At 62.1% G+C, this 24,147-nt stretch carries 19 protein-coding genes; 9 read left to right on the top strand and 10 right to left on the bottom strand.

All coding sequences use genetic code 11. From position 1 onward, the window contains the following. Positions 1 to 59 precede the first annotated feature (59 nt). On the top strand, positions 60 to 977 hold the full coding sequence (locus FHS03_RS05325) for a VirK/YbjX family protein (protein WP_183439956.1): 918 nt from the start codon (positions 60 to 62) through the stop codon (positions 975 to 977). Between the two features lie 75 nt (positions 978 to 1,052). After that, entirely contained in the window at positions 1,053 to 1,286 is a 234-nt protein-coding gene (locus FHS03_RS05330; RefSeq protein ID WP_050411701.1) for a DUF6139 family protein, read from the top strand. Here FHS03_RS05330 and FHS03_RS05335 read toward each other — a convergent pair. Next, entirely contained in the window at positions 1,253 to 2,224 is a 972-nt protein-coding gene (locus FHS03_RS05335; protein WP_183439957.1) for a glycosyltransferase family 9 protein, read from the bottom strand. The two genes, FHS03_RS05330 and FHS03_RS05335, sit on opposite strands and share 34 nt — an antisense overlap. Positions 2,225 to 2,227: 3 nt before the next feature. Then, entirely contained in the window at positions 2,228 to 5,782 is a 3,555-nt protein-coding gene (dnaE, locus tag FHS03_RS05340; protein WP_183439958.1) for a DNA polymerase III subunit alpha, read from the bottom strand. A gap of 248 nt (positions 5,783 to 6,030) precedes the next feature. Here dnaE and FHS03_RS05345 point away from each other — a divergent pair, with 248 nt between their 5' ends. The 7 genes from FHS03_RS05345 to FHS03_RS05375 all read left to right on the top strand — a co-directional run bounded on the left by FHS03_RS05345 (position 6,031) and on the right by FHS03_RS05375 (position 12,945). Then, entirely contained in the window at positions 6,031 to 7,656 is a 1,626-nt protein-coding gene (locus FHS03_RS05345; protein WP_183439959.1) for a hypothetical protein, read from the top strand. Between the two features lie 7 nt (positions 7,657 to 7,663). Then, positions 7,664 to 8,473, top strand: coding sequence for a glycosyltransferase family 2 protein (locus FHS03_RS05350; protein ID WP_183439960.1), 810 nt, complete (start codon positions 7,664 to 7,666; stop codon positions 8,471 to 8,473). Positions 8,474 to 8,480: 7 nt separating this feature from the next. Further along, a complete protein-coding gene (locus FHS03_RS05355) occupies positions 8,481 to 9,347 on the top strand; it encodes a lysylphosphatidylglycerol synthase domain-containing protein (RefSeq protein ID WP_183439961.1) in 867 nt (288 codons plus the stop codon). 1 nt (position 9,348) lies between these two features. Continuing rightward, complete coding sequence (locus tag FHS03_RS05360; RefSeq protein WP_183439962.1) at positions 9,349 to 10,812, top strand: hypothetical protein; 1,464 nt, start codon at positions 9,349 to 9,351, stop codon at positions 10,810 to 10,812. Beyond that, positions 10,805 to 11,200, top strand: coding sequence for an HAD family hydrolase (locus tag FHS03_RS05365; protein ID WP_371871593.1), 396 nt, complete (start codon positions 10,805 to 10,807; stop codon positions 11,198 to 11,200). Before FHS03_RS05360 ends, FHS03_RS05365 begins: the two co-directional genes overlap by 8 nt. Then, on the top strand, positions 11,197 to 11,934 hold the full coding sequence (locus tag FHS03_RS05370) for a glycosyltransferase family 2 protein (protein ID WP_183439963.1): 738 nt from the start codon (positions 11,197 to 11,199) through the stop codon (positions 11,932 to 11,934). The genes FHS03_RS05365 and FHS03_RS05370 overlap by 4 nt, the downstream gene beginning before the upstream one ends. Positions 11,935 to 12,045: 111 nt before the next feature. After that, positions 12,046 to 12,945: a sulfurtransferase gene (locus FHS03_RS05375; RefSeq protein ID WP_183439964.1), complete on the top strand. Its 900-nt coding sequence runs from the start codon at positions 12,046 to 12,048 to the stop codon at positions 12,943 to 12,945. A 131-nt stretch (positions 12,946 to 13,076) separates the two neighbouring features. Here FHS03_RS05375 and FHS03_RS05380 read toward each other — a convergent pair whose 3' ends face one another. The 8 genes from FHS03_RS05380 to FHS03_RS05415 all read right to left on the bottom strand — a co-directional run bounded on the left by FHS03_RS05380 (position 13,077) and on the right by FHS03_RS05415 (position 24,000). Further along, positions 13,077 to 13,904, bottom strand: a complete 828-nt coding sequence (locus FHS03_RS05380) for a sterol desaturase family protein (RefSeq protein WP_183439965.1) — start codon at positions 13,902 to 13,904, stop codon at positions 13,077 to 13,079. 122 nt (positions 13,905 to 14,026) lie between these two features. Then, a complete protein-coding gene (locus FHS03_RS05385) occupies positions 14,027 to 14,233 on the bottom strand; it encodes a DUF6447 family protein (protein ID WP_229426065.1) in 207 nt (68 codons plus the stop codon). Positions 14,234 to 14,241: 8 nt separating this feature from the next. Next, positions 14,242 to 15,579 carry a TolC family outer membrane protein gene (locus FHS03_RS05390; RefSeq protein ID WP_371871595.1) on the bottom strand — a complete coding sequence of 446 codons (1,338 nt, stop codon included), beginning with the start codon at positions 15,577 to 15,579 and terminating at the stop codon, positions 14,242 to 14,244. A gap of 2 nt (positions 15,580 to 15,581) precedes the next feature. Then, complete coding sequence (locus FHS03_RS05395) at positions 15,582 to 16,943, bottom strand: HlyD family type I secretion periplasmic adaptor subunit (RefSeq protein WP_183439966.1); 1,362 nt, start codon at positions 16,941 to 16,943, stop codon at positions 15,582 to 15,584. A 2-nt stretch (positions 16,944 to 16,945) separates the two neighbouring features. After that, a complete protein-coding gene (locus FHS03_RS05400; RefSeq protein WP_183439967.1) occupies positions 16,946 to 18,793 on the bottom strand; it encodes a type I secretion system permease/ATPase in 1,848 nt (615 codons plus the stop codon). Positions 18,794 to 18,944: 151 nt separating this feature from the next. Further along, a complete protein-coding gene (locus tag FHS03_RS05405; RefSeq protein WP_183439968.1) occupies positions 18,945 to 19,274 on the bottom strand; it encodes a type II toxin-antitoxin system YafQ family toxin in 330 nt (109 codons plus the stop codon). Further along, positions 19,246 to 19,527, bottom strand: coding sequence for a type II toxin-antitoxin system RelB/DinJ family antitoxin (locus tag FHS03_RS05410; protein ID WP_183439969.1), 282 nt, complete (start codon positions 19,525 to 19,527; stop codon positions 19,246 to 19,248). Before FHS03_RS05410 ends, FHS03_RS05405 begins: the two co-directional genes overlap by 29 nt. A gap of 210 nt (positions 19,528 to 19,737) precedes the next feature. Continuing rightward, positions 19,738 to 24,000 (bottom strand): DUF4214 domain-containing protein, encoded by a 4,263-nt coding sequence (locus FHS03_RS05415; protein WP_183439970.1) that lies wholly within the window; start codon positions 23,998 to 24,000, stop codon positions 19,738 to 19,740. Between the last annotated feature and the right edge of the window lie 147 nt (positions 24,001 to 24,147).

A 24,147-nucleotide genomic window follows, 5' to 3' on the forward strand; every position in this document is an offset into this window, starting at 1 on the left:
GCTATCATGTAACGACACCCCTGAGCCGCGCAACCGGATAAGCCGGATTGGAAGTAGCCATGTCGTCGATTACCCTACAGACCTGCCTCAGCGGCACCCCCCTCAATCTGAACTATGTGCGCGATGCGCTCAAGCTGCGCCTGCGCGCCTGGCGCAACCGCCGCCCGACCGCCGAGTGGCTGGCCATGCTCAACTCGCATCCGGCGCTGCGCGAACTGGCCCTGGCCCATCCGCGCCTGATCCTGAAGATTTACCGCCCTTATCTGAGCCACCACCTCGATTGCGCCCAGCGCGCCAGCCTGCTGGCCAGCCATTACCGTTTCATGCTGGAACAGGGCTGGGGCAGCCTGGCGCTGCAAGCCTCGCGCGGCGCCGTGCCCTTAGTCCAGTTTGCCGGCAAATCCGGCGCGCCCTATGCGATCGAGCTGCAGACCGTGTGGCCGATGGAGCGTGAAGGCGAACTGGTGCTGCAACTGCGCGCCGGCCAGGATCTGGTGTATTCGGTGGCGTTCAGCTTTTTCCAGTCAAACGGACAGATGGCGGTGGGCATCGGCTGCATCCAGGGACCACAAGGCGAACGCGGCCTGGAATTGAACCGCGAAGCGACGCGCGAGCTGCATGGACTGCGTCCGAAGAGCTTGATGGTGCGCCTGGTGCGCCAGCTCGGCCATCTCTACGGCTGCCAGGAAATGGTCCTGGTCAGCAATGCCAACCGCGCCGTGCGCCATTCCATGAGCAAGGGACTGGTGCTGGCCGATTACGATGGCCTGTGGCAAGAAATGGAAGCGCGCCTGCGCCCGGACGGCGATTTCGCGCTCGACTGCATCCCCCTGCCCGCCCCCAATATGGAAGAGATTCCATCGAAGAAGCGTTCGGAAGCGCGCAAGCGCCATGAAATGCAGGAAGACGTGTTCGCCGCCCTCGGCGCCGCGCTGCAAGCGGCAAGCAATGCGCCCAAGCCGGCGCGAGCGGAGTAAAATTTAGGCGGCGCCTCCGCCAGGAGGCCGCTTTGTCAGAGTTCTGCCGATCAATCCATTCTGGGAGGAAACGCAATGCGTCTGGACATTTACCGCCGCCACGAACACAACGGCCATTTCTCATACCTGGCCGTGCCCGAAGGCAAACCCATCCCCCAGGAAGCAATCAATACCGATTGGCAACCCGAAACCCGGGCGCTGGAAGTCGACGACAGCGCCGCCACCCTGCCCCAATTCCATATCGAACAGCTGGTGCAGCAAATCGGCCTGAAAGGCTATGCGATCACCGGCTTGAAAGATATGGGCTGAGCCGCATCGGACTCGGGCGCGCGCAACCGGCGCGCCTGGTCCAGCACCTCGTCCACCGAGAAGCAAGCGATATCGTCGGGACTGTCCGACAGCACGATGGCGCTGCGGCATGAGCGCGGCCCCCATTGCACCGGCTTGATCTGGTTGTTCTGGTAGATGCCGATCACCGGCGTGTCGAAAGCCGAGGCCAGGTGGATCAGCGCGGTATCCGGGCTGATCAGCAGATGGGCGCGGCTGCACAGGTCGAACAGGCGGCCCAGGTGGCCGTCGCAATTGACGGCGCAGCCGTCCACACCGGCCTGGGCCAGCACCGCGCGCGCCGCCGCCTCGCTGCCATTGGTGCAGACCAGCACCAACTGGGCTTGCGGCGCCTGGGCGCGCAAGCCTTGCAGCATGGCCGCCGCCGCCGCCGCCGGCACATTGCGCTCGGCATCGGCGGCAAACAGGTTCAACACGATCAGTTCGCCACCGGCGGCGAGCTGGCGGTCAAGTTCGGGGCAAGGTGCGACCGGCGCCAGATCGTAGCGCAGCTCGGCCACGTCCCGGCCCGTGATGGCGCGCACGGCGCTGCGGCTGGTTTCGATCTGGTGCTGCAAGCCGTCTTCATAAAAACCGCGCAGGTCGACCACCTTGCCGGGCCGCGCCAGCCACAGCAGGACCTTGTTCTTTTCGCTGCGCATGCGGCGCCAGGTCACGATGTAGTCGAAGCGCTCGCGCCGCATGGCCAGCCCGGTGCGCCAGATGGCGCGCCAGGAACGTAGCGCCAGCGGCCAGCGCTTGGCGATGCGCCCATCCAGGGTCCAGAAGGCGTCGGTCACGCCGGCCACCGTGGCGTGGATCTCGCAATCCGGATGGTGGCTCAGCAGGCCGTTCACAAACGCGGTGTTGACCACCGCGTCCCCCAGCTTGCCGTCGTGCGAAAAGAACAGGACCTTCATGGCTTAGTACTCGATGGCCACGTCGGAGGCGCCGAGCTGCTGCTGCAGCGCCAGATTCAGCTCGTCGGACGGCGCCACGCGCCACTCATCGCCCAGCTGCAGCACGCAGCTCACGCCCTGCGGCTGGATGCGCGCGGCCACCGGCAGACCGGCCGGGTTGCGGTGCGGCGCCAGCACTTCGGCGATCTTCTTGCTGTCGAGCGTGGCCGGCAGGGCCATGCCGAGTTGGCGGCCGTACTGCACGCGCGCCGTGACGATGTCGAACACCTTCTCGGCCGAGATGCGCAAGCCGCCCGAGAAACGGTCTTCCGACACCTTGCCCACCACGGCCAGGAACTCGTCTTCCTTGAACATGCGCTTGTTCGGCTCGAACACCTCGTTGTAGACGGTGACTTCGACCACGCCGCTCTTGTCGTCCAGCGTGACGATCAGCAGCTTGCCGCGCTGGGTCATCTGGGGACGGATGCCGGTGATCACGCCGCATAGCATGCGCGGCTCGCGCGACGGTTCCAACTCCGACAATTTGGTGCGCGCAAAGCGGCGCGCCTCGCCGGCGAAGGAATCGAACATATGGCCGGACAGGTAGAAGCCCAGCGCCAGCTTCTCTTCGGCCAGCTTCTGGCGGTCGCTCCAGGGCTGGGCCTTGACATATTCGGGCGGAGCCACCAGGTCGCTGTCCTCGCCGCCGAACAGGCTGACCTGGTTGGCCGCTTTCGCGTCCTGGTCGGCGCACTCCATGGCGAAGCTGACCGAGGCAAACAGCACGGCGCGGTCGACGCCGAAGCTGTCGAAGGCGCCGCTGCGGATCAAGGCTTCGATGGTGCGGCGGTTGATCTGCTTCTTGTCCACGCGCTTGCAGAAGTCAAAGAGGCTGGTGAACGGGCCGCCCGACTCGCGCGCGGCGATCACCGCCTCGATGGCGTTCTGGCCCGAGCCTTTCACCGCGCCGAGGCCGTAGCGGATCTGCGTCACCTTCTTGCCCGTGACCGATGGCGGCGGACCGTCGGGACGGAAGCGGTAGTCGGACAGGTTGATGTCCGGCGGCAGCATGGTCAGGCCGCACACCTCGATCGAATCCTCGACCAGGATTTTCACCTTGTCGGTGTCGTCCATGGCCAGCGACATATTGGCTGCCATGAAGGCGGCGGTATGGTGCTGCTTGAGGTAGGCCGTGTGGTAGGACAGCAGCGCGTAAGCGGCGGCGTGCGATTTATTGAAGCCGTAGCCCGCGAACTTCTCCATCAAGTCGAAGATCTCGTCGGCCTTTTCCATGGTCAGGCCGCCCTTGGCCGCGCCCTCGCGGAAGATCTGGCGGTGCTCGGCCATTTCCTCGGCCTTCTTCTTGCCCATCGCGCGGCGCAGCATGTCGGCGCCGCCCAGCGAGTAGCCGCCGATGATCTGCGCCATCTGCATCACCTGCTCCTGGTACACCATGATACCGTAGGTTTCGGACAGGATGCCCTCGGTGCGCGGATCGGGATAGTCGAATTTCTCGCCGTGCTTGCGTTTGCAGAAGTCGGGAATCAGGTCCATCGGACCGGGGCGGTACAGCGCCACCAGCGCGATAATGTCCTCGAAGCGGTCGGGGCGCGCGTCTTTCAGCATGCCCTGCATGCCGCGCGACTCCAGCTGGAAGACGGCGACCGTCTTGGCCTTGGTCAGCAGATCGTAGGAAGCGCGGTCGGTCAGCGTCACCTTGGCCAGGTCGAAGTCGGCCATGGCGGGATCGAGATCGCGGATGTAGCGCACCGCCCGGTCCAGAATGGTCAGCGTGGTCAAGCCCAGGAAGTCGAACTTCACCAGGCCGACGGCCTCCACATCGTCCTTATCGTATTGCGACACCACGCCGCCGTCGCCGCCCTGGGTGTAGAGCGGACAGAAGTCGGTCAGCTTGCCCGGGGCGATCAGCACGCCACCGGCGTGCATGCCGATATTGCGGGTGATGCCTTCCACCTGCTGCGCCAGGTCGAGCAGCTGGCGCACCTCTTCTTCGCCCTCCAGGCGCTCCTTGAGCATCGGCTCTTCCTCGATCGCTTCGGCGATCGTCACCGGCTTGCCGGGCTTGAAGGGAATCAGCTTGGAGACGCCGTCGCAGAAGGTGTAGCCGAAGTCCAGCACCCGGCCCACGTCACGGATCGCGCCCTTGGCCGCCATGGTGCCGAAGGTGGCGATCTGCGAGACCGCCTCCTTGCCGTACAAGTCCTTGACGTGCTGGATGACGCGGTCGCGCCCTTCCTGGCAGAAGTCGATATCGAAGTCGGGCATGGAAACCCGCTCGGGATTCAGGAAACGCTCGAACAGCAGATTGTATTGCAGCGGATCGAGGTCGGTGATCAAGAGGCAGTACGCCACCAGCGAACCGGCGCCCGAGCCCCGGCCCGGCCCCACCGGCACGCCATTCTCCTTGGCCCACTGGATAAACTCGGCCACGATCAGGAAGTAGCCCGGGAACTTCATCTTGCAGATGGTATCGGTCTCGAACTTCAGGCGCTCCTCGTAGCGCGGCCGCTTGGCTTCGCGCACCACCGGATCGGGGAACAGGTGTTCCAGGCGCTTTTCCAGGCCGGCTTTCGATTCCGAGACCAGGTACTCGTCGATGGTCACGCCCGGCGGCGTCGGGAAGTTCGGCAGCTGCGGCTTGCCCAGCGTGAGCGTGAGGTTGCAGCGCTTGGCGATTTCCACCGAGTTTTGCAGGGCGCCCGGCAGGTCGGCGAACAGCTCGCGCATCTCGGCCTGGGACAGGAAACGCATCTGTTCATTGAAGCGCTTGACGCGCTTGGCGTTGGCCATCATCTCGCCTTCGGCGATACAGATGCGCGCCTCGTGGGCGATGAACTCGTCCTGCGACAGGAACTGCACCGGATGGGTGGCCACCACCGGCAAGCCCAGTTTCGAGGCCAGCGCCACCGAGTGGCGCACCTGGGCTTCCTGGTTGGGCTGGCCGGCGCGCTGGATCTCGAGATAGAAATGGCCGGGGAAGATGGCCGCCCACTTCTGCGCATTGCGCTCGGCCAGTTCCAGATTGCCGTTGTCGATGGCCATGCCGATATCGCCGAACTGGGCGCCGGACAGGGCGATCAAGCCGCCCGCCCCGCTCTCGCCGGGCAGCAGCTCATAGCTATTGGTGGCCAGCGCCTGCAACCACTCCAGGCGGATTTCGGCGCGGCCCTTGTACTGGTTGGTCAGCCAGGCGGTCGACAGCAGCTCGCACAGCTGCAGATAACCCATGCGGTTTTTCGCCAGCAGCAGCAGGCGCGAAGGCTTGTCGCGGTTATCGTCGTTGGTGATCCAGGCGTCGACCCCGACCACCGGCTTGATGCCCTTGCCGCGCGCCGCCTTGTAGAAGCGCACCATGCAGAACAGATTGGCCAGGTCGGTCACGGCCAGCGCCGCCTGCTTGTCCTTGACGGCCGACTTGACCAGGTCGTCGATGCGCACCAGGCCGTCCACAATCGAATATTCCGAGTGCACCCGCAGGTGGACGAAATCCGGGCCAGTTGGGGCCGCCGCTTCCACCACGTCCGCCACGCCTTCTTGTTCGATTGTTGCCATATTCATAAGTACTGCCAGTCAAGACTCAGGAAGCCGGTATTGTAACGCCTGGCCGCCCCGCATCGCCTTTGATCTACCACAAACAATGTCCACCCTGGTGTCAGGCACCACGGTCGGACATTTGCTGATCTGGATCAAAGAATGTCTGACTCCAGTGCCTGACACCAGGGTGGACATTGTTTGCGGTAGATCAAAGGTGGGGGTGGGATGATTTATAATGTCGCAACTTTTATCCAAAGAAACAAAGTGGTTCAATGAAGAGCGACAAGGCAAGAATATTCATTGTTTGGCTGATCCTGGCTGGCACGGCTTCCCTGCTTCGCTTTAAGACGGCTATCCAGACCGATGCGCTTTTCCTCGATGCCTTGGCCAGCGATCTGTTGACGCACCATGGGGTGTGGACGGAGTGGAAATTCGCGCGCGCGCCCTCCTTCTTCCCCGATATGCTCTTGTATCTGGCCGCGTATTTCGTGCTGCCCGACGCGCCGGCGCGCATCTTCTGGGTGTCCGCCATCCAGGTGCTGCTGCTGGGCTGGACCATCGTCTGGACGGCGCGCCAACTGGCGCCGGGACTGAGCCGGCGCGCCCAGTCCTGGCTGCTGCTGCTGCTGGCCCTGGTCACGCTGACGGCGGCGCGATCGAATATGTGGCTGTATTTTTACAGCACCAATAACCATATCGCGGCCGTGATCCTGGGCTTGCTCGGCCTGGTGCTGTATCAGCGCTACCTGGTCCAGGGCGGCCGCCTGCTGGCCCTGCAATTGCTGTTGCTGGGCACGCTTGCCAGCCTGTCCACCGGCCTGTTCACGCTCAGCTTCACCGTGCCCGCCTTGCTGCTGTGCGGCCTGGCTTGGCTGCTGCTGCGCCTGCAAGGCAGCGAGCGCCTGGCGCGGCGGCGCCTGCTGCTCATGGGCGCCCTGCTGGCTGCCGCCGAAGTGCTGGCCGGCGCGCTGGGCAAGGTGCTGCTGCCCAACCGTCCGATCGAGGGCGAGGTCGAGGCCAACCCGGACACCGCCGCCAACGCGCTGAAGCTGTTCATGCGCGCCACCAAGGCCGCCTTCGCCGCCGACAACCGCCTGACCCAGGCGCTGGCCGTGCTGCTGCTGCTGGCCTTCGCCTACCTGGGCTGGCGCCTGCTGCGCCAGGTGAAGCTCGACGCCAAGGGCTTGCGCATCGACTTTGGCGCCGCCGCCGACTGGCGCCTGGGCGCCAGCGCCGCCTTCCTGCTGCTGCTGCTGCCGATCAATCTGCTCGGCGTCATCCTCTCGGGCGCCTTCGTCGATCCGGCCTGCTACCGCTACTTCGTGTTCCCGCTGACGCTGGGGCTGATGCTGGCGGTGATCCTGCTCGAATGCGGCGGCCCGCGCCTGCGCTGGACGCTGGAGGGGCTGGCCCTGCTGCTGGCGCTGTTCCTGCTGGCTTCGACCGTGCGCGTCAACCGCCACCCGCCCGTGCGCACCGACCTGGCCCAGACCGTGGCCGACTGCCTGGCCGCGGCGGAACAACAGGGCGTGCCGCTGAAAGCCGGCGTCGCCGATTACTGGAACAGCCGCGCCGTCAGCCACTATCTGCCGCGCCATAATCCCATCCTGGCCACCTGGAACACGCTGCAGCCGTTCTTCTGGGTGTCGACCATCGGCCCGGTCCGCCGGCCCCAGGCCTATCCGGAATACCAGTATAATTTCGCGATTTTGAACAACCCCGGCCATAACGACCAGTTCACCTACACGCCGGACACGCTGGGCAAGCTGCTGCCGCCGCCGAGCCGCATCCATGCCTGCCCGGCCGCCAAGGTGCAACTCTGGCTCTACGACGGCAATGAACTCGATGCGGCCATGCGGCAGATCCTGCTCAATTACCGGCGCCAGCCGCCCCCTTGATACCGCCATGCACAAGCCCCGCATCCTCGTTTTCATCCCGGCCTACCGCTGCGAACAGCAGATCACCCGGGTCATCGACCAGTTCGACGCTAGGGTGCAAGCCTGGGTCGACACTGTCATGGTGGTGGACAACCGCTCGCCCGACCGCACCCTGGACGCGGCCATCGAGCGCGCCGGCCAGCGCCTCCAGCGGTGCCGCTTCCTGGCCTGGACCAATGACGACAACTATGGCCTGGGCGGCTCGCACAAAGCCGCTTTCGCCTACGCGCTGGAACAGGGCTTCGACTACCTGGTGGTGCTGCATGGCGACGACCAGGCCGATATCCGCGACCTGCTGCCGCAACTCGAAAACGGCAGCTACCAGACGGCCGACTGCCTGCTCGGCGCGCGCTTCATGCGCGGCAGCCGCCTGCTCGGCTACTCGCTGCTGCGCACCGTCGGCAACCACGTCTACAACGTCCTGTTCTCGCTGGTGGCCGGCCGCGCCATCCACGACCTCGGCTCGGGCCTGAACCTGTACCGGCTGGCCGCCCTGCGCGAAGGCTATTACCGCGCCTTCCCGGACGACCTGACCTTCAACTACGTGATGCTGCTGGCCAGCTACCACCGGCGCCAGACGGTGCGCTTCTTCCCCATCAGCTGGCGCGAGGAAGACCAGGTATCGAATGTGCGCCTGTTCCGCCAAGCCTTCAAGGTGCTGCGCCTGCTGGCCAGTTACGGCCTGCGGCGCGGCGCCTTCCTGGCCAGCGAAATGCGCGGCAAGGCGTTTGCCGCGTATGGCGGGCGCATCGTGCAGCAGCATGGGCCGCGCGGCTGAAGCGGCCATGAACCGGACCCTGCGCATTTACCTGCTGCTGCTGGCGGCCCTGGTGCTGCTCTGGGCTGGACGGCACTGGTCCGACCTGGGCGACATGGCGCGCGGCGCCGACCTGCTGCTGCTCAGCGCCACCGCCCTCTACGGCCTGTCCCACCTGTTCCGCATGCTGCGCCTGGTGCTGCTCACGCTGGACCAGCGCGACAAGGCTTTCGCGCTCAGCGCGGCGCATGCGCTGACCGCCTTCCCCAGCAGCTTCCTGCCCTTCAAGATCGGCGAAATCCTGCGTCTGGCGGCCCTGTTCCACGTCTTTGACTTCCGCCGCAAGGCTGGCGCCGTCTGGCTGGCCGAACGCTTTGGCGACGTGGTCGTGATCGCCCTGTTCATCCTCGGCCTGTACCTGTTCGACGTGCGCGTGCCGGCAGCGATGCGCACCGTGTTCTTCTTCTTCGTGCTGGCCAGCCTGTTCGGCCTGCTGGCCATGTTCGCCGTGGCCAAAACCTTCGTCTACCTGAACCGCCACCTGGTGCTGGTCAGCCATAGCCGCCACGGCTTGTGGCTGCTGCGCGTGAGCCATGCGCTGCGCCAGCTCGAACTCGACATCTACCGCTCGGTCGAAGGCCGCTTGACCGGCCTGCTGCTGCTGTCGGTGCTGATCTGGTCGCTCGAAATCGCCGCCCTGTCGCTGTTCCTGAACCGGCTCGGCGCCGCCGAAACCGATTTCAGCGCCATGTTCGCCGCCGGCCTGCTGGCCAGCCTGCCCGGCGGCGGCGCCGGCGCTTTCGGCCAATACCAGTCGCTGGCGCTGGTGGCCCTGACCCTGCTTTTCCTGGCCGCCCTGAGCCTGGCGGCCCGCATGCGCCTTACGAGGTCTTGATATGTCCGAACCGCATCCGAACCTGTTTTTGGTCGTCGACGACCGCGAATTCAGCACCGAGGAAGTGCGCAGCCTGGTCGGCCAGCGCCGCTTCGGCGACATCATCTTCCAGCGCCGCACGCTGTTCGAGCATTTCCGCGCCAGCTTGCCGCAATGGGCGCAGCAGCGCCTGCTGCGCCTGCGCAGCGCCGAGGACTTGCCGCCGCTGCGCGCCGCGCTGGCGGCCAGCGGCGAAGACTGCGCCATCTGCATCATTGCCGGGCGCGCCGGCTTCGCCCAGCCCGAACGCCTGCGCCAGCTGATCGAGCGCCTGCCCTACGCCGAGGAAGACTTTACGGACCGCTTGTACCAGCCGCTGCTGGCCTTTCTGCACAATGGCCACGCGCTGGTGGCCGACTGGGCCGCCTTCGAGGCGGCGCCGCTGCATCGCTGGGAGCGCGCCTGGCACGGCAGCCAGCGCGTGCAGGCGCTCGAGGCGCTCGACCTGGGCCTGATCCGCGACCTGCTCTCCTTCACCACCGGCGCCACAGCGGCGCGCCACTTCAACCAGGTGCAGGCGGACAACTACTACTACACCAAGAGTTCGGCCGACTGCCGCAAGCTCGAAGCCGAATACCGCTTCTACCAGCTGGTGCCCGAAGCGATGCAGCCTTGGCTGGTGCAGCCCTTCGACTACCGCGAGCAGGCCGGCCGCGCCTCCTACCGCATGCAGCGTTTCTATCTGGCCGACGCTGCCCTGCAATGGGTGCATGACGCCTTCGACGCCGCCAGCTTCACCGCCTTCATCGAACGCCTGCTGTTCTTCCTGGCCCAGCGTCCGCGGCGCGACTGCGGCAAGGCGCAATCAGCGGCCGCCGCGCGCGCCCTGTTCGTCGACAAGCTGGAGCAGCGCGCCAGCCAGTTCCTGGCCATGGACGAGGGCCGCCGCATCAATGCCCTGGTGCAGAGCTCCACGCCGGAACTGGCGCTGGAACGCCAGCTGGAACGCTTCCGCCGCCTGTACGCGCGCCACGAAGCCGGCTTTGCCCTGGAGCAGATGGCGATCGGTCATGGCGATCCCTGCTTCTCCAATGTGCTGTACGACCAGAGCCGTTATCTGCTCAAGCTGATCGATCCCAAGGGCGCGCTCAGCGAGGAAGAATTGTGGACCCATCCGTTCTACGATCTGTGCAAGGTGTCGCACAGCGTGCTGGGCGATTACGACTTCATCAACAACGGCTTGTACCAGGTCAGCTTTGCCGACGACAACCGGCTGGTGCTGCAGCTGCGCCAGGGCCAGCACGCGCCGCTCAAGGCGCTGTTCCGGCAGCAACTGCGCGCCCAGGGCTATGACGCGCGCCTGCTGCGCCTGGGCGAAGCGTCGCTGTTCCTGTCGATGCTGCCGCTGCACATCGACATTCCCAACAAGATCGTCGCCTTCCTGCTGAAGGCGCACGCCATACTCGACGAGGTAGAAAGTGATTAAGGACGAAGCGGACGGCATGCTGGTGGTCGATATCGACGGCACGCTGTGCGACATCAAAACCCCGCAGCAAAGCTATGCCGACCTGGTGCCGCGCCCGGCCATGGTCGAGCGCCTGCGCGAATACCAGCAGCGCGGCTACCGCATTCTGCTGTACACCTCGCGCAATATGCGCACCCACAACCACAATCTGGGCTTGATCAACAAGCACACGGCGCCGGTGCTGCTGGAATGGCTGGCGCGCTGGGACATTCCCTATGACGAGCTGCTGTTCGGCAAACCCTGGCCGCGCAACAAGGGCTTTTACATCGACGACCGCGCCGTGCGGCCCGACGAGTTCCTGCGCCTGTCCGAAGCGGAAATCCACCAGCTGCTGGGCGGCCACGAATGAGCGCCAATATCGTCATCACCATGGCCGGGCGCGGCTCGCGCTTTTATGAGGCCGGTTACACCGTGCCGAAATACGAGATCGAAGTGCATGGACGCAGCCTGTTCCACTGGTCCATGCTGTCGCTGCGGCATTTCCTCGACGCCGACAGCCGCCTGATCTTCGTCTGCCTCGCGGAAAACCATTCCGGGCCCTATGTGCGCGCGCAATGCGCCGCCCTCGGCCTGCACGACGTGCACATCGTCGAACTGGACAGCCTGACCGACGGCCAAGCCACCAGCGCCCTGCTGTCGCGCGCGCTGTGGCGGCCCGCGGCGCCGCTGCTGGTCTATAACATCGACACCTATGTGCAGCCCGACGCCCTGCGCCCGGAACACATCCGGCCCGGCGCGGACGGCTGGGTGCCCTGCTTTCAGGTGCCAGGCGAGCACTGGAGCTTCGTGCGCCTGGGCCAGGATGGCTGGGCCTGCGATCTGGCTGAAAAGCAGCGCATTTCGGACTACGCGTCCATCGGCCTGTACTGGTTCGCGCGCGCCGCCGACTATGCCGACGCCTATGCGCGCTTTTTCGCCGACCCGGCCAATCTGGTGCGCGGCGAACGCTATATCGCGCCGCTTTACCGCCAATTGCTGCAAGATGGGAAAAAGATCGCGATCAGCGACTTGGCGCCCGAGACGGTCCATGTGCTCGGCACGCCGGCCGAACTGGACCGCTTCCGCGCCCGGCCGCCGGCCTGAGCTCCGGCGCCCGGCGCGGCGGGCGTTTTTGCCGCTTTTTCGGGCATGATACAAACCTGCATGGCGATAAGGCTTATAATGTCGCCTGTCCCGCGTTTACCGATATTTACCATGCAAGCAACTGTTTCGAGCGCGCCCGCCCAGGCCGGCGCGGCACCTGCCGTTTACGTCAATATTGCCGCTTACAAATTCATCACCCTGGACAATCTGGACGCGCTGCGCCTCCAGTACCAGGACATCGCCGCCCGCCTCAGCCTGAAAGGCACCATTCTGTTGACGCCGGAAGGCATCAATATGTTCCTCTCCGGCACCCGCGCCCATATCGACGACTACCTGGCCTGGGTCCGCAGCGACGCCCGCCTGGCCGATCTGGAATGGAAGGAAAGCCTGTCGGCCGAACAATCGCACAAGCGCATGCTGGTCAAGATCAAGCAGGAAATCATCACCATGCGCATGCCGCTGATCAAGCCCGAAGACGGCCGCGCGCCCTTCGTCGCAGCGCACACGCTCAAGCGCTGGCTGGACCAGGGACATGACGATGAGGGCAAGCCGGTCGTCATGGTCGACACCCGCAACGACTTTGAAGTCGACGTCGGCACCTTCGACAACACGGTCGACTACCGCATCAAAAAATTCACCGAATTCCCCGCCGTGATCGAAGAGCACAAGGCCGACTTCGACGGCAAGACCGTGGTCACCTTCTGCACCGGTGGCATCCGCTGCGAAAAAGCCGCCATCCACATGCAGAACATCGGTTACGACAACGTCTACCAGCTCGAAGGCGGCATTCTCAAGTATTTCGAAGAAGTCGGCGGCGCCCACTACAGCGGCGACTGCTTCGTCTTCGACTACCGCACCGCGCTCAATCCCAAGCTCGAACCCACCGAAACCGTGCAATGCTTCGCCTGCCGCGCCGTCGTCACGCCGCGCCAGCAGCTCGCGCCCGAATACGTGCTCGGCGTCTCCTGCCCCCACTGCCACGGCCAGCCGGCGCTAAAGCCTGCGGTTTGATCTTCCGCAAACAATGTCCCACCCTGGTGTCAGGCACCAAAACCGGACATTTACTGATCTAAGTCAAACAATGTCCTACCCTGGTGCCTGACACCACGGTAGGACATTGTTTGCGCTGGATCAAAGGGGGCTTAGGCTTGCTTGCCCAGCAGCTTGCGGAAGGGGCGGAAGAGGAATTCGGAGAGGGTCTTGGCTTCGTCGTGCGCGTCGATGCCGGTGTCGGGCCACTCGTGCTTGGCCGGAAAATAGGCGGTGCCGAAAACTTGGTCCCATACCGAGGTGAAGGAGCCATAGTTCTTGTCAAAGTGCCGCGCTTCGACCGAGTGGTGGATGCGGTGGAAGCGGTTGTCGGCAATGATATGGCGTAATGGCCCGAGATGCAGGCGGGTATGCGAGTGTTCGTACTGGCCTTGCAGCCCAATCAGGAAAATCAGCAGAAACGGCACATAGCCGGTGTCGACCTGTAATAAGAGCGTCAGCGGCAAGGTGATGAAGGGAATGCGCAGGATCTCTTCGGTGAAGTGGTGATTGCTGTTCCACGCGCTCATTTCGCGCAGCGCATGGTGCTCGCTGTGGAAGGCCCAAAGCCAACTGAAGCGGTGCTGGGCGCGGTGAAACCAGTAGTAGAAGAACTCGCCAAGAATGGCTGCCAGCACGGAGACGAGTATCCACCCTGCCACATTCAGCATGGGATACGGCGTGCTGGCCAGCCAACCCAACTGCAGCTTGAACAGGGGCTGGATACCCAAACCGCGCCAGAGCTGATTGAACCAGGTGAAAAACAGCACCGTGATGACGATGTAGCTGAGCCAGAACACGGCGCTGCGCAGCCGCGACCATAGCGTGTAGCGATTGCGCCCCCATAGCATCTCGGCCGCAAAAAATATCATCGACGCATAGAAGATGCGCCAGCCATAATCGAGAATCCCGTCAACAGCCTGACTCAGATAAGTGACCATATGGTTGCCTGGAGGGTGCGGTATTTTGTTATATATAACACAATACCGCACCCTATCGCGCATTTTCGGGCGCCGATAAAACAAAAGCCAGCAGAGCTGGCTTTTGCGGCAAGGTCGACTACCTACTGCGTCGTGCGCGGCAGCAATAGCTGCAGGGCGTTTTCGTAGGCCGAGCGGGCCGTGGTGTAGACCGCGAGCTTGGACTTCAGGTCGGCAATCTGGGCGTCGACGTATTGCAGATTGGTAACCTGCTCCTGCGCCTCGGCACTCAGCTGGCTGAAGCGGTAGCTGACGCCCCCGACCGTGACTTCGACTTCATCGTGCAACATGACTCACCTCAACGGAAATAGGCGGCCATGGCGCGCAAGTCTTCGCCGCTCAGGATGCCGGCGGCGGCGCGCAGGCGCAGCGAGGACAGCAGATAGTTGTAGCGCGCCTGGGCCAGGTCGCGCTTGCTGCTGACGAGCTGCTGCTGGGCGTTGAGCAAGTCTAGATTGATGCGCACGCCGCCCTTGATGCTTTGCTGCGTCGCCTGCGTCAACAATTCGCCTGAGGACACGGCTTTTTCCAGCGCCGCGATGCGGGTGACGCTGCTGGCCACCAGATTGTATTGGCGGCGCAACTCGGTGCTGACCTTGTCGACCTGGGTCTGCAGGTCGGCCTTGGCTTTTTCCTGGTTGGCCACGGCTTGGCGCGTCAGCGCGCTCACGGCGCCGCCGTTGTACAGCGGAATATTGAGCTGGATGCCCAGGCTGCGCACCGTCGTATCCTGGTTGTACAGATTGATCGTTTCCGAAGCGCTCTTCTGGTACACAGCAACAAAATCGAGCCGCGGCGCGTGGCCGGAGCGCTGCTTGTTCACTTCCTGGCGCGCGATCTCGACGGCATTGGTGAGGGCGCGCACGTCCGGATTCTGTTCCAGCGCCAGCGTCTTCCAGTCGGTAAAGCTGCGCTGGTCGGCAGCCTGGACGCGGAAGCCCGGTGCCAGCGGGTCGAGTTCATCCACTTCGCCGCCGATGATGCCGGACAGGGCGCTGGTGGCGTTGGCGACCTCATCCTGGGCTTCGAGCAGCTGGGCTTCGGACAGGTCCAGACGGGCCTGGGTTTCCAGCATATCGGTACGCGTGCCCTCGCCTTTGGTGAACAGGCGGTTGTTGACCTGGCGCTGCTCGGCATACATATCGCGCTGGGCACGCGCCAGTGCCAGCTGGTCCTTGCGGTAGAGCACGTCGAGATAGGCGTTCACCACGCGCACGATCACTTCCTGCGACTGGCTGGCGTACTGCATCTGGGCGTAGTCGCTCTGCGCCACGCCCTGCTTGTAGCGCGCCAGCGCTTCCAAACTGAAGAGCGGCTGGCGCAGCTGGACCGTGGAGGACCGCGAGATATAGTCGCGCGGGCTTTCCTTGCCGTCGAAGCCAATGGTGCTGTTGTTCTTGCTGCCGTTGAAGCTGCCCGACAAGGAGGGCAGCAAGGTGGAGCGGCCGACGATGCGGTTTTCCGCCCCGGCGTCGCGCGCGTAGCGGGCGGCGCGGTAGGCGGGATCGTTCTGCAGGGCCGCCTCGTAAGCTTGCAGCAGGCCGAGGGCTGCCGCGCCGCTGCCGTGCAGCATCAGGGCAGCGCCCACGGCCATGGGCAGCAAGCGGGGCAGGTGACGTTTCAAAGTCTGGCGCACGCTTAGTCCTCCGACATGGCCGAGTGGGCACGGTCGGCGACCGGCTTGAACAGATAGCTCATCATGGTGCGTTCGCCCGTCTTCACGAACATTTCCACCGGCATGCCGGGCAGGATGTCGAGTTTCTTCTGGGCGATCAGGGCCGCGCCTTCCGGGCTGACCTTGGCGCGTACCTTGTAGTAAGGCATGCCCGATTTGTCATCCACCGTGCGGTCCGCTGCCACGTTCAGCACCACGCCCGGAATATGTGGAGTCTTGTTAGTGTTAAAAGCCGAGAAGATCAATTCCACCGGCAAGCCGGAATGCACCTTGTCTACCAGATTGACCATCAACTGGCCTTCCACCACCAGGCCGTCGTCGCTCGGTACGATTTCCATCATGTGCACACCGGGAGCTACCACACCACCACGGGTGAAAACACTGGAACCGACCACAATGCCATCCACTGGTGCTTTCACTTCCACGTTCGACAGCTCCCATTGCTGGCCCTGGATGCGGCTATGCAGGGCTTCGGCTTCCTTCTGTACTTCGGCCAGCTGGTTGCGTACATCGCGCTGGTATTCCTGGCTACGCTGGCTCTTGCGCAGGCTCAGTTCCATAATCTGGCGCTGCGAACGACCGATATTGCCCAGGTCTTCAGACAGGGAGCCCGTGATCTGAGCATAAGTGCGCTCCAGTTCCAGCAGACGGTTGCGAGCAATATAGCCTTCTTTGGCCAGGTCGCGGGTATTGTCCAGCTGTTCTTTCAAAAAGGCTTGCTGGGCTTTCTTGCTATCGCGCGATTCCTGCAAGCCCTTGATTTGAACAGTCAAGCCAGCAATGTTTTCATCCGCCACCCCTAATTCGCTGCGCAAAGCTGACTGACGCGAAGCTAGCAGCTCATTTTGCAAGGCAATATTGGCGGCCGTACGCGGATCGTTTTTATAGGCTTGCAGCGTTTCCGGTACCGCCACGCTGCTTTTGCCTGCTTGTTCTGCCAGCAGGCGAGCCTCGGTCGAACGCGCCACCAAGTATTGGGCCACGGTCGTTTCTAGTGAGGACTTCGGCTGGGCGTCATTCATACGTACCAGAAGCTGGCCCGCCTTCACGTGGTCGCCATCCTTGACCAGAATGTCCTCCACCACGCCGGCCACAGGATATTGCACGGCTTTGCGGTTACCTTCCTTGGCCACAGTGCCAGACATAGGCACGCCCTTGTCTAGAGGAGCAAACGAGGCCCACAACAAAAAGCCGAGGACGCCGACCAGAACGATGATCCAACCCAGACGCGCGTAGCTGCGGGCGTCTGTATTCACTTCCAACGGCGTCACCATATGAGAAATGACGTCCGCAGCGGACTGCTGTTTTTTTACGATATCAGACATGCTTACTCCTGTTCCGCTGCGGCGCCTGCGGCCTTGTCGGCAACTGCCTGAGCCTGCTCCTGCAAGGCACGGTCAGCCGCCATTTGCGCAGCTTGTTGCTGGGCGGTGGCTTGTTGCTGGGCAGCCTGCTGGCGCGCGGCTACTTGCTGGGCTTCCAGCTGTTTCTGGTTGGCTTCCTGCAAGGCGGCTAACACCTGGTTGGTCGGACCAAAGGCGCCTACCATGCCATCGCGCAGCAGCAGCAGTTTCGTGGTGGCGGCAATCGCGCTGGTGCGGTGGGTGATCAACACAATGGTTTTGCCGCGTGCGCGCAGATCGCTGACCGCCTGCACCAGGGCGGCCTCGCCCACGTCGTCGAGATTCGAATTCGGCTCGTCCAGCACGATGATGGAGGGGTCGCCATACATGGCGCGCGCCAGCCCGAGGCGCTGCTTTTGACCGCCGGACAGACCGGCGCCGCCATCGCCCAATTGAGTATCGTAGCCTCTGGGCAAGTGCAGAATCATGTCATGCACCCCCGCACGCTTAGCAGCCAGTACGACTTTCTCCGAATCCACGTCGCCAAAGCGTGCAATATTTTCACCGATGGTGCCGCCGAACAATTCGATATCCTGTGGCAAATAGCCCACGTTCGGCCCCAGTTCGGCCTTGTTCCACTGATAAATATCAGCACCGTCCAGACGCACCTTGCCTACGGCGGACGGCCATACGCCCACCAGTAGACGAGCCAGCGTCGATTTTCCCGAACCGCTCGGGCCAATCACACCCAGCACATCGCCAGACTGGATCGCAAAGCTCACGCCTTTCAGGATCGGCACGTTCATGCCTGGCGGCGAAGCGGTCACGCCTTCGACCGACAAATTACCTTGCGGCTTAGGCAGCTCCATGCCGGCATCGCGGGCCGGATTCGTCTCCAGCAGCTTGGTCAGACGCTCGTAGGCGCTGCGGGTGCTGCTCCAGCTCTTCCACACGCCAATCACTTGCTGCACCGGCGCCAGCGCGCGGCCAACCAGGATGGAAGCGGCAATCATCATGCCGGGGGTGATTTTATTTTCCAGCACCAGCAAGGCGCCAAAACCCAGCACCAGCGATTGCAGGGAAACCTGCACGAACTTGGTAATGGCACCGACAGTGCCCGCCTTTTCACTCGCCTCGGCCTGCAGCTGCAGGAAGCGGCCGTGCAGCTTGAACCAGCGGCCCTGCAGATTGGGCAGCATGCCCATGGATTCGATCACTTCGGCATTGCGCAGATTGTTCGTCGCCAGGGTGCCGGAGGCGATAGCCATGGCATTGGCTTCGGCCAGTGGCTTGTGCGACACGCGCTCATTAACATAAGCCAGGATCACCAGCACCACGGTGCCGCACAGCGCGAACACGCCCAGCGATGGCTGGAAGAAGAAGATCACGATCAGGTAAATCGGGAACCAAGGGGCATCAAAGAAGGCAAACAGCGCATTCCCGGTCAGGAACTGGCGCAGATTGGTCAGATCGCTCAGAGCTTGGCCGGCATTGCCGCCGGCGGACTTGAGATTTTGTTCGAAGGCGGCCGTATAAACGCGCTTGTTCAGCTCCATATCGAACTTGGCGCCCACACGCACCAGCACGAAGCTGCGGATCAATTCCAGCGCGCCCATGAACATATATGCGCCCAGCATAATCAGGGTCAGCATCAACAAAGTGATTTCGTTGCGGCTGGCCAGAACACGGTCATACACCTGCAACATATACAGGGAAGGCACCAGCATCAGCAGGTTGCTGATCGCACTGAAAGTGCCGACCGTGACGAAGGTGCTCTTGAACTTGAGCAGCACCTGTTCGATTTCGTTCTTCGGTTGGATGAGTTTTTTCATTTGGGTGACAGAGAGAACACTTCAGCTACACGCAGGCCTACCCCTTGCGCAGACGTGACATTATCGCCCAACTACAACAAAAAATGTGACGGATATCACAAATTATTTTGAAGCAACACCGAAACCGCAACGTCAATAGAGGAAAAGCCGTTCATGAAAAAAGCTCGGAATGCGTCCCACTACGAACAAACACGACCATGCCGTGCTTGCCGCTGTCGTCCAGCGCGTAGATCAACAGGAAGTCTCCTCCGATATGGCATTCCCGGTAACCGGCCCAGTCTCCGATCAGTTGGTGATCCAACCACTCAGGCGGCAGTGGACCATAATTGGACATCAGCAACATCATCGCCCCTTTAAGCCGGGCCATATCATACCGGCCAGAGTGCGACAAGCGCTGCCAATCCTTGAGAAATTCCTTGGTGTAATCCGAAGCCCGCGGCAGGCGTGCCCGCTTACTCGGGGCTGGCTTTTTCGAGCTCATCGATCAAGGCCTCGGCATTGGTGAAGCGAGCATTGTGACTCTTGATGAGCTCGCTGGCTTCAGCCATTGCAGCGCGGCTATCGGCATTTGGCGCCCTGATTGCGAATGGCAGTTCCTTGTCGGCGACGACGCGGGTCAGGAAAACGCGAATCGCATCGGAAAGGGATAGCCCCATCGAGGCCAGCGTTTCCGCAGCCTGCGCTTTAACGTTCTCGTCTACCCGGACGTGAATCATGGTGGTAGTGGCGGCCATAAAGATCTCCATAGCGACTAATTGAGATACATTGTATCGCGCACCTCCCTTTCCTCGCAATGGGCTGGGCCATATGTCACATCGGCTCAAGCTCTATCCAACAGATCCAATAAAAAAGGCCAAACCCGAAGGTTTGGCCTTTAAGCGATCAGGCAGCGATGTTTTGCTACCCGATTTGCAACCTCATTGCTGAGGCTTGGCTATCGCAGATTACAGGAACTGCAGGGTGCCTTGACCAACGTCGTTGATGGACGAGTTGCTCAGGTCAACAGTACCGGTCAGCTTGACGATGATGTCGGTAGCGTTGTCGAACACGCCAGCCGAACCACCATTGTCCTGAACGATGAAGGTGTTACTACCGAACTGGAACCAAGCGATACCGTGCAGGGCTGGGGTCGCAGGAGTGCCAGTGTGGGTAGCAGCAGCCAGACCAGCAGCCTTGGCAGCTTCGGTCACGTAGTTGTCGAAGGTAGCTTCTGGGATCAGAGCAACTTTCGAGCTAGCGAAGTTCAGGTTGACGTCGCTGACGAACTTGATGGTTTCGCCTTTAGCCAGGTCGGTGATGGTGACAGCTGCACCCGCGTTAGCAGCCAGGAAGCCGCTCACGTCGAAGGAGTCAACGCCGTCGCCGCCGGTCAGGGTCACTGCGCTAGCAGCCAGACCAACCACTTTCAGGGTGTCGGTGCCTGCGCCGCCGATCAGCACGTCGTTCGCGCCTTGTGCGGTCAGAACGTCGGCACCAGCACCACCTTTAACGGTAGTAGCAGCAGCGTCGCCAGCCAGGGTGGTAACGGTCAGCTTGCCGGTAGCGGTGCTGCCATCGATCAGGGTAACAGCGGTGCTGCTTGCATCCAGCTTCAGAACCACGTTGCCAGCGCCCGACACGTTGATGGTGGCAGCCTTGTCAGCAGCCAGCGTCAGGGTGTTGGTGGACACTTTGGCGGCGCCGGAAGCGGAGGTGGTGACATCGGTGTCGTTGGCGGACACGTTGATGGTTTCCACTTTGTTGGCGGTCACGGTGCCCAGATTTGCGCCGGTAGCGGCATTGGTCACGATGTTCAGCACATCGGCGGTACCGGTAGCGGCGTCGAGGATCTTCACTTCAACACCAGCGCCAGCGGCGGTCAGCTCCAGAGTGCCTTTATTGGCCAGCTTGTCGATGATCAGACCAGCCGTACCAGCCGTACCTGGGGTCGCTTCGGTAACAGCACCGATGGCCACACCAGAGGTGGTAGCACCCAGCGTGATGTTAGCCTGGTTGCCGTTGGCAGCGTACTTGACGGTCACAGCAGCACCGGCGTTGCTGGTGCCAGCGGCGTCGTAGGTAGCGGTTGCAGCGTCCAGGGCGGAAACGATCTTGGTTGCTACTTCGGCAGCGGTGTCGTCGCCGGAACCGGCAACAGCAGCACCAGTAGCGTCAATGTCACCAGCAACCAGATTTACGGCAACACCACCGATGGTGATGGTCTGAGCATTGGCGTTGAAAGCGATGCCGGCGGTAGCCGTTGCAGGCAGGCCAGTGGCGGTTGCAGTGGTAGCAACAACTGGCAGCGACGCCAGTGCACCGTCACGGGTGTCGATGGTGAAGGTCACAGTGCTACCAACCGCAGCCGCTTTCACAGCATTGGCCGAGCCGCCTGCGAGCTGGCCGTTCAGCGCGGTCACGACTTTGGTTGCGATATCGCTAGCGGTGTCGGTAGTAACCACAGCCACGGTCACACCACCTACAGTGATGTTGCCGTTGACGGTGATTGCGGTGCCAGCGAAGTTCAGGGTCTGGGTTGCGTTGGTCTTGACAGCGGCCACGCCACTGGTCACGCTGAAAGTCTGGACTTCCGGAGTAGCACCAACGGTCGAATTAGCGCTGACCACGTAGTTGATATCGTCCATATTGGTCATATCAACGGTGTAGTTGCTCGTTGCAGCGGTGATGCCCAGTTTTTCGAAGCCGGTGATCTTGGTTTCGAAAGTGGATGCAGCGGAGCGGGCGGCGGCAGCAGCAGCCGACAGGATGATGGTGTCAACACCGTCGCCACCGTTCAGTTCAACGGTTGGGTCAACAGTCAGGTCTTGCGACAGATCCAGGGTGTCGTTGCCGGCGCCCAGGTTGATTGCCTTGGAGATAGCAACGTCAGAGTTGGTCACAGTCACGTTGTCCACACCAGCGCCGCCGGTGTAGGTTGCGCGGTTGCCTTCGATGCTGACGGACACGGTGCCGGTGGTGCCGGTGGTGTCAACCGATTCAACGGTGTCAGCTACGGCAGCGTTCAGAACCAGGCCAGCTTTCTCGGTCACTTTGACGGATTTCAGGCCAGCCAGATCGTTTGCGCTCACGTCCAGAGTGCCAGTGCCAGAGACATTCAGAGTCTCGGTAGCCGCAGCGGTCAGGGCAACGTAGTTGTCGCCAACGGAGTTCACGTTCAGGGTGGTTGGTGCGGCGGTGAACGACAGGCCAGCTTTCACTACGGTGTTAGCAGCTTGGCCATCGTAGTACACCGAGGTGCCCACTTTTTCCAGTTTCAGTGCCAGGGTAGCAGCAGTGTCACCAACGGTAATGCCTGCAGCGGCGTCCAGAATGCCGTCCGCGCCGGCAGCGTCTTTCAGCTCAGCGTTGGACAGGTTCAGGGTTGCCAGGGAAGCGGTCGCACCGGTCGTGCCGATCACGGAAGTGTCAGCGTAGCCATCAACGGTGATGGTTTTGATCGAGGCGGCAGCGGAATCCTGGATGTCAACGATACCGTTTGCCACGCCCAGCACGCCAGCTGCAGCGCCTGCACCAGTTGCGCCGGCCACGCGGTTTTGGGCAACAGCGATAGCGCCGCCGGTAGCGATCGTCAGGTCAGCAGCAGCTACGGCGCTGCTGAATACAACCTTAGCATGGGTAGCGTCAACCGTTTGAACGGCGCCCGAAGTCCAGCCATCGCTCACGCCGGTAGAAACACCACCACTCAGGTCGCTGTAAATACCCAGAGCGGCCGAAGCGCTACCCTGCTTAACATTCTTAGCCAGGTTGGCGAAGGCGGATGCCACTTCAGCGGCGGTCAGGGCTTTGTTTGCCTGGAAGCTCAGCGCGCCGTCACCGAAGTCAATGGTAACGATGTCGCCTTTAGCAGCCGCAGTGAATACCACTTCTTTGGTGGTGGCCTTGGCGGTAGTAGCTGCAGTAGCGGCCGACGCTTGAACTGCCGTATCTTGCTTCACAACAACGGTGGCGGTCGACGCATCGCCAACGATGGTGACTTTACCTTGGGTGATGGTGGCGCCAGTGCCATCGGTTGCGGCAGCGCTAGCGTCGCTGGTGGCTTTCTGGGTTACGGTGATGGTCGAACCACCGGTCACATTGACGGCAGCCAAGGTTGCAGCAGTACCAGCCACGCTTGCAGCACCGGTATTGCTTACGGTTACGGCAGCTTTGGCACCAGTGACAGTCACAACGTCAGCGGTAGCAACATTGTTCAGCGAGACGTTTACGTTTTTGCCGCCGTCAACTTTAATGGTGTCGCCAACAGCGCTTACTTTTACGTTTACGTCGGTGGTGGCAGCAGCCTTCAGTTTCAGTGCATCAGCCAGAGCAGACTTGGCGATCTGGCTCACGTTCACGGTGTTAACGCCGTTCCAGGTCGAAACATCACCATCCACGCCAACAGCGGCGCGCAGGTTGACGGTTTCAACGCTCGACAGGGTCACGGTTGGCAGGGTGGCTGCCGAACCTGCGACACCAGCAGCGCTCAGAACGTTGATAACCAGGGTATCGTTACCAGCACCGCCGTTGATGGTGTCGAGTGCGCTCAGGGTGGTGGTCGATGGAGTGCTGCCAGCGTCCAGCGTGCCGGTGAACACGTCGTTGCCAGCGGTACCATTCAGGGTATCAACACCAGCGGTCAGGTTGGCGTTTTGGCCTGGGTTGTTCTGACCAGCGATAGCTTCGGTCAGGCTAGGCAGGCCAGCCGTAGCGGCAGCCAGGGAAGCGTCGTCGGTTACATTGGCAATGAAGGCTTTGACCATGGCCAGGATGACTGGGTCGCCGGAGCCGTAGGCGATTTTCGCCAGAGCGTTGCCTTCTTGCAGCAGAGAATCGCTGAAGGCGATAGCAGCAGCGGTTTTGTTAGTGAATACTTTAGCGTCGGCGTTCGGGGTGCCGTCAGTGTTAACAGCACCAGCAACCACGTATTTCACTACGTCGGCAACGGTAACGATTTTTTTGTCCAGCTTATCAGCCCAGAAGGCCAGACCTTTTTGGTCTGGAGCGCGGCCGAACAGGTTCTGGTACACGATGCCCACGATTTGTTCGGAGTTTTTGCCTGCGAACAGACCGGTGTACTCTGGGGACTGGTTGAAAGCAGCGCTGAGCTGATCGATCGTAGCAGCGCCACGGTTCAGCACGTCAACGTAGAAGTCGATGCCTTTCTGATCACCAGGACGGTTGAAGTAAGCAACGTACAGATTTTGTACCAGTTCGAGATTAGTAGCCATTGAGATTAACTCCTAGGGTTAAAAAAGTAGCGCTTCGGCCACGCAAGACTTGCGCCCGCAAGACGGCGTGACGAGATAATCGCAGAAGCCCTCAGCATGGAATGTGATGACCATCACATTTCACCAAAGAATTCCACTTTTTTTGCG

The organism is Pseudoduganella violacea (genome assembly GCF_014191875.1).
GTDB classification, from domain to species: domain Bacteria; phylum Pseudomonadota; class Gammaproteobacteria; order Burkholderiales; family Burkholderiaceae_D; genus Rugamonas; species Rugamonas violacea_A.

Excerpts from the sequence above, each read along its gene's own strand:
- FHS03_RS05345 (WP_183439959.1), top strand. The coding sequence starts at position 6,031 with ATGAAGAGCGACAAGGCAAGAATATTCATTGTTTGGCTGATCCTGGCT.
- FHS03_RS05355 (WP_183439961.1), top strand. The coding sequence starts at position 8,481 with ATGAACCGGACCCTGCGCATTTACCTGCTGCTGCTGGCGGCCCTGGTG.
- FHS03_RS05375 (WP_183439964.1), top strand. The coding sequence starts at position 12,046 with ATGCAAGCAACTGTTTCGAGCGCGCCCGCCCAGGCCGGCGCGGCACCT.
- dnaE (WP_183439958.1), bottom strand. The coding sequence starts at position 5,782 with ATGAATATGGCAACAATCGAACAAGAAGGCGTGGCGGACGTGGTGGAA.
- FHS03_RS05350 (WP_183439960.1), top strand. The coding sequence starts at position 7,664 with ATGCACAAGCCCCGCATCCTCGTTTTCATCCCGGCCTACCGCTGCGAA.
- FHS03_RS05395 (WP_183439966.1), bottom strand. The coding sequence starts at position 16,943 with ATGTCTGATATCGTAAAAAAACAGCAGTCCGCTGCGGACGTCATTTCT.
- FHS03_RS05370 (WP_183439963.1), top strand. The coding sequence starts at position 11,197 with ATGAGCGCCAATATCGTCATCACCATGGCCGGGCGCGGCTCGCGCTTT.
- FHS03_RS05360 (WP_183439962.1), top strand. The coding sequence starts at position 9,349 with ATGTCCGAACCGCATCCGAACCTGTTTTTGGTCGTCGACGACCGCGAA.
- FHS03_RS05325 (WP_183439956.1), top strand. The coding sequence starts at position 60 with ATGTCGTCGATTACCCTACAGACCTGCCTCAGCGGCACCCCCCTCAAT.
- FHS03_RS05400 (WP_183439967.1), bottom strand. The coding sequence starts at position 18,793 with ATGAAAAAACTCATCCAACCGAAGAACGAAATCGAACAGGTGCTGCTC.
- FHS03_RS05330 (WP_050411701.1), top strand. The coding sequence starts at position 1,053 with ATGCGTCTGGACATTTACCGCCGCCACGAACACAACGGCCATTTCTCA.
- FHS03_RS05410 (WP_183439969.1), bottom strand. The coding sequence starts at position 19,527 with ATGGCCGCCACTACCACCATGATTCACGTCCGGGTAGACGAGAACGTT.
- FHS03_RS05415 (WP_183439970.1), bottom strand. The coding sequence starts at position 24,000 with ATGGCTACTAATCTCGAACTGGTACAAAATCTGTACGTTGCTTACTTC.
- FHS03_RS05405 (WP_183439968.1), bottom strand. The coding sequence starts at position 19,274 with ATGAGCTCGAAAAAGCCAGCCCCGAGTAAGCGGGCACGCCTGCCGCGG.
- FHS03_RS05385 (WP_229426065.1), bottom strand. The coding sequence starts at position 14,233 with ATGTTGCACGATGAAGTCGAAGTCACGGTCGGGGGCGTCAGCTACCGC.
- FHS03_RS05335 (WP_183439957.1), bottom strand. The coding sequence starts at position 2,224 with ATGAAGGTCCTGTTCTTTTCGCACGACGGCAAGCTGGGGGACGCGGTG.
- FHS03_RS05380 (WP_183439965.1), bottom strand. The coding sequence starts at position 13,904 with ATGGTCACTTATCTGAGTCAGGCTGTTGACGGGATTCTCGATTATGGC.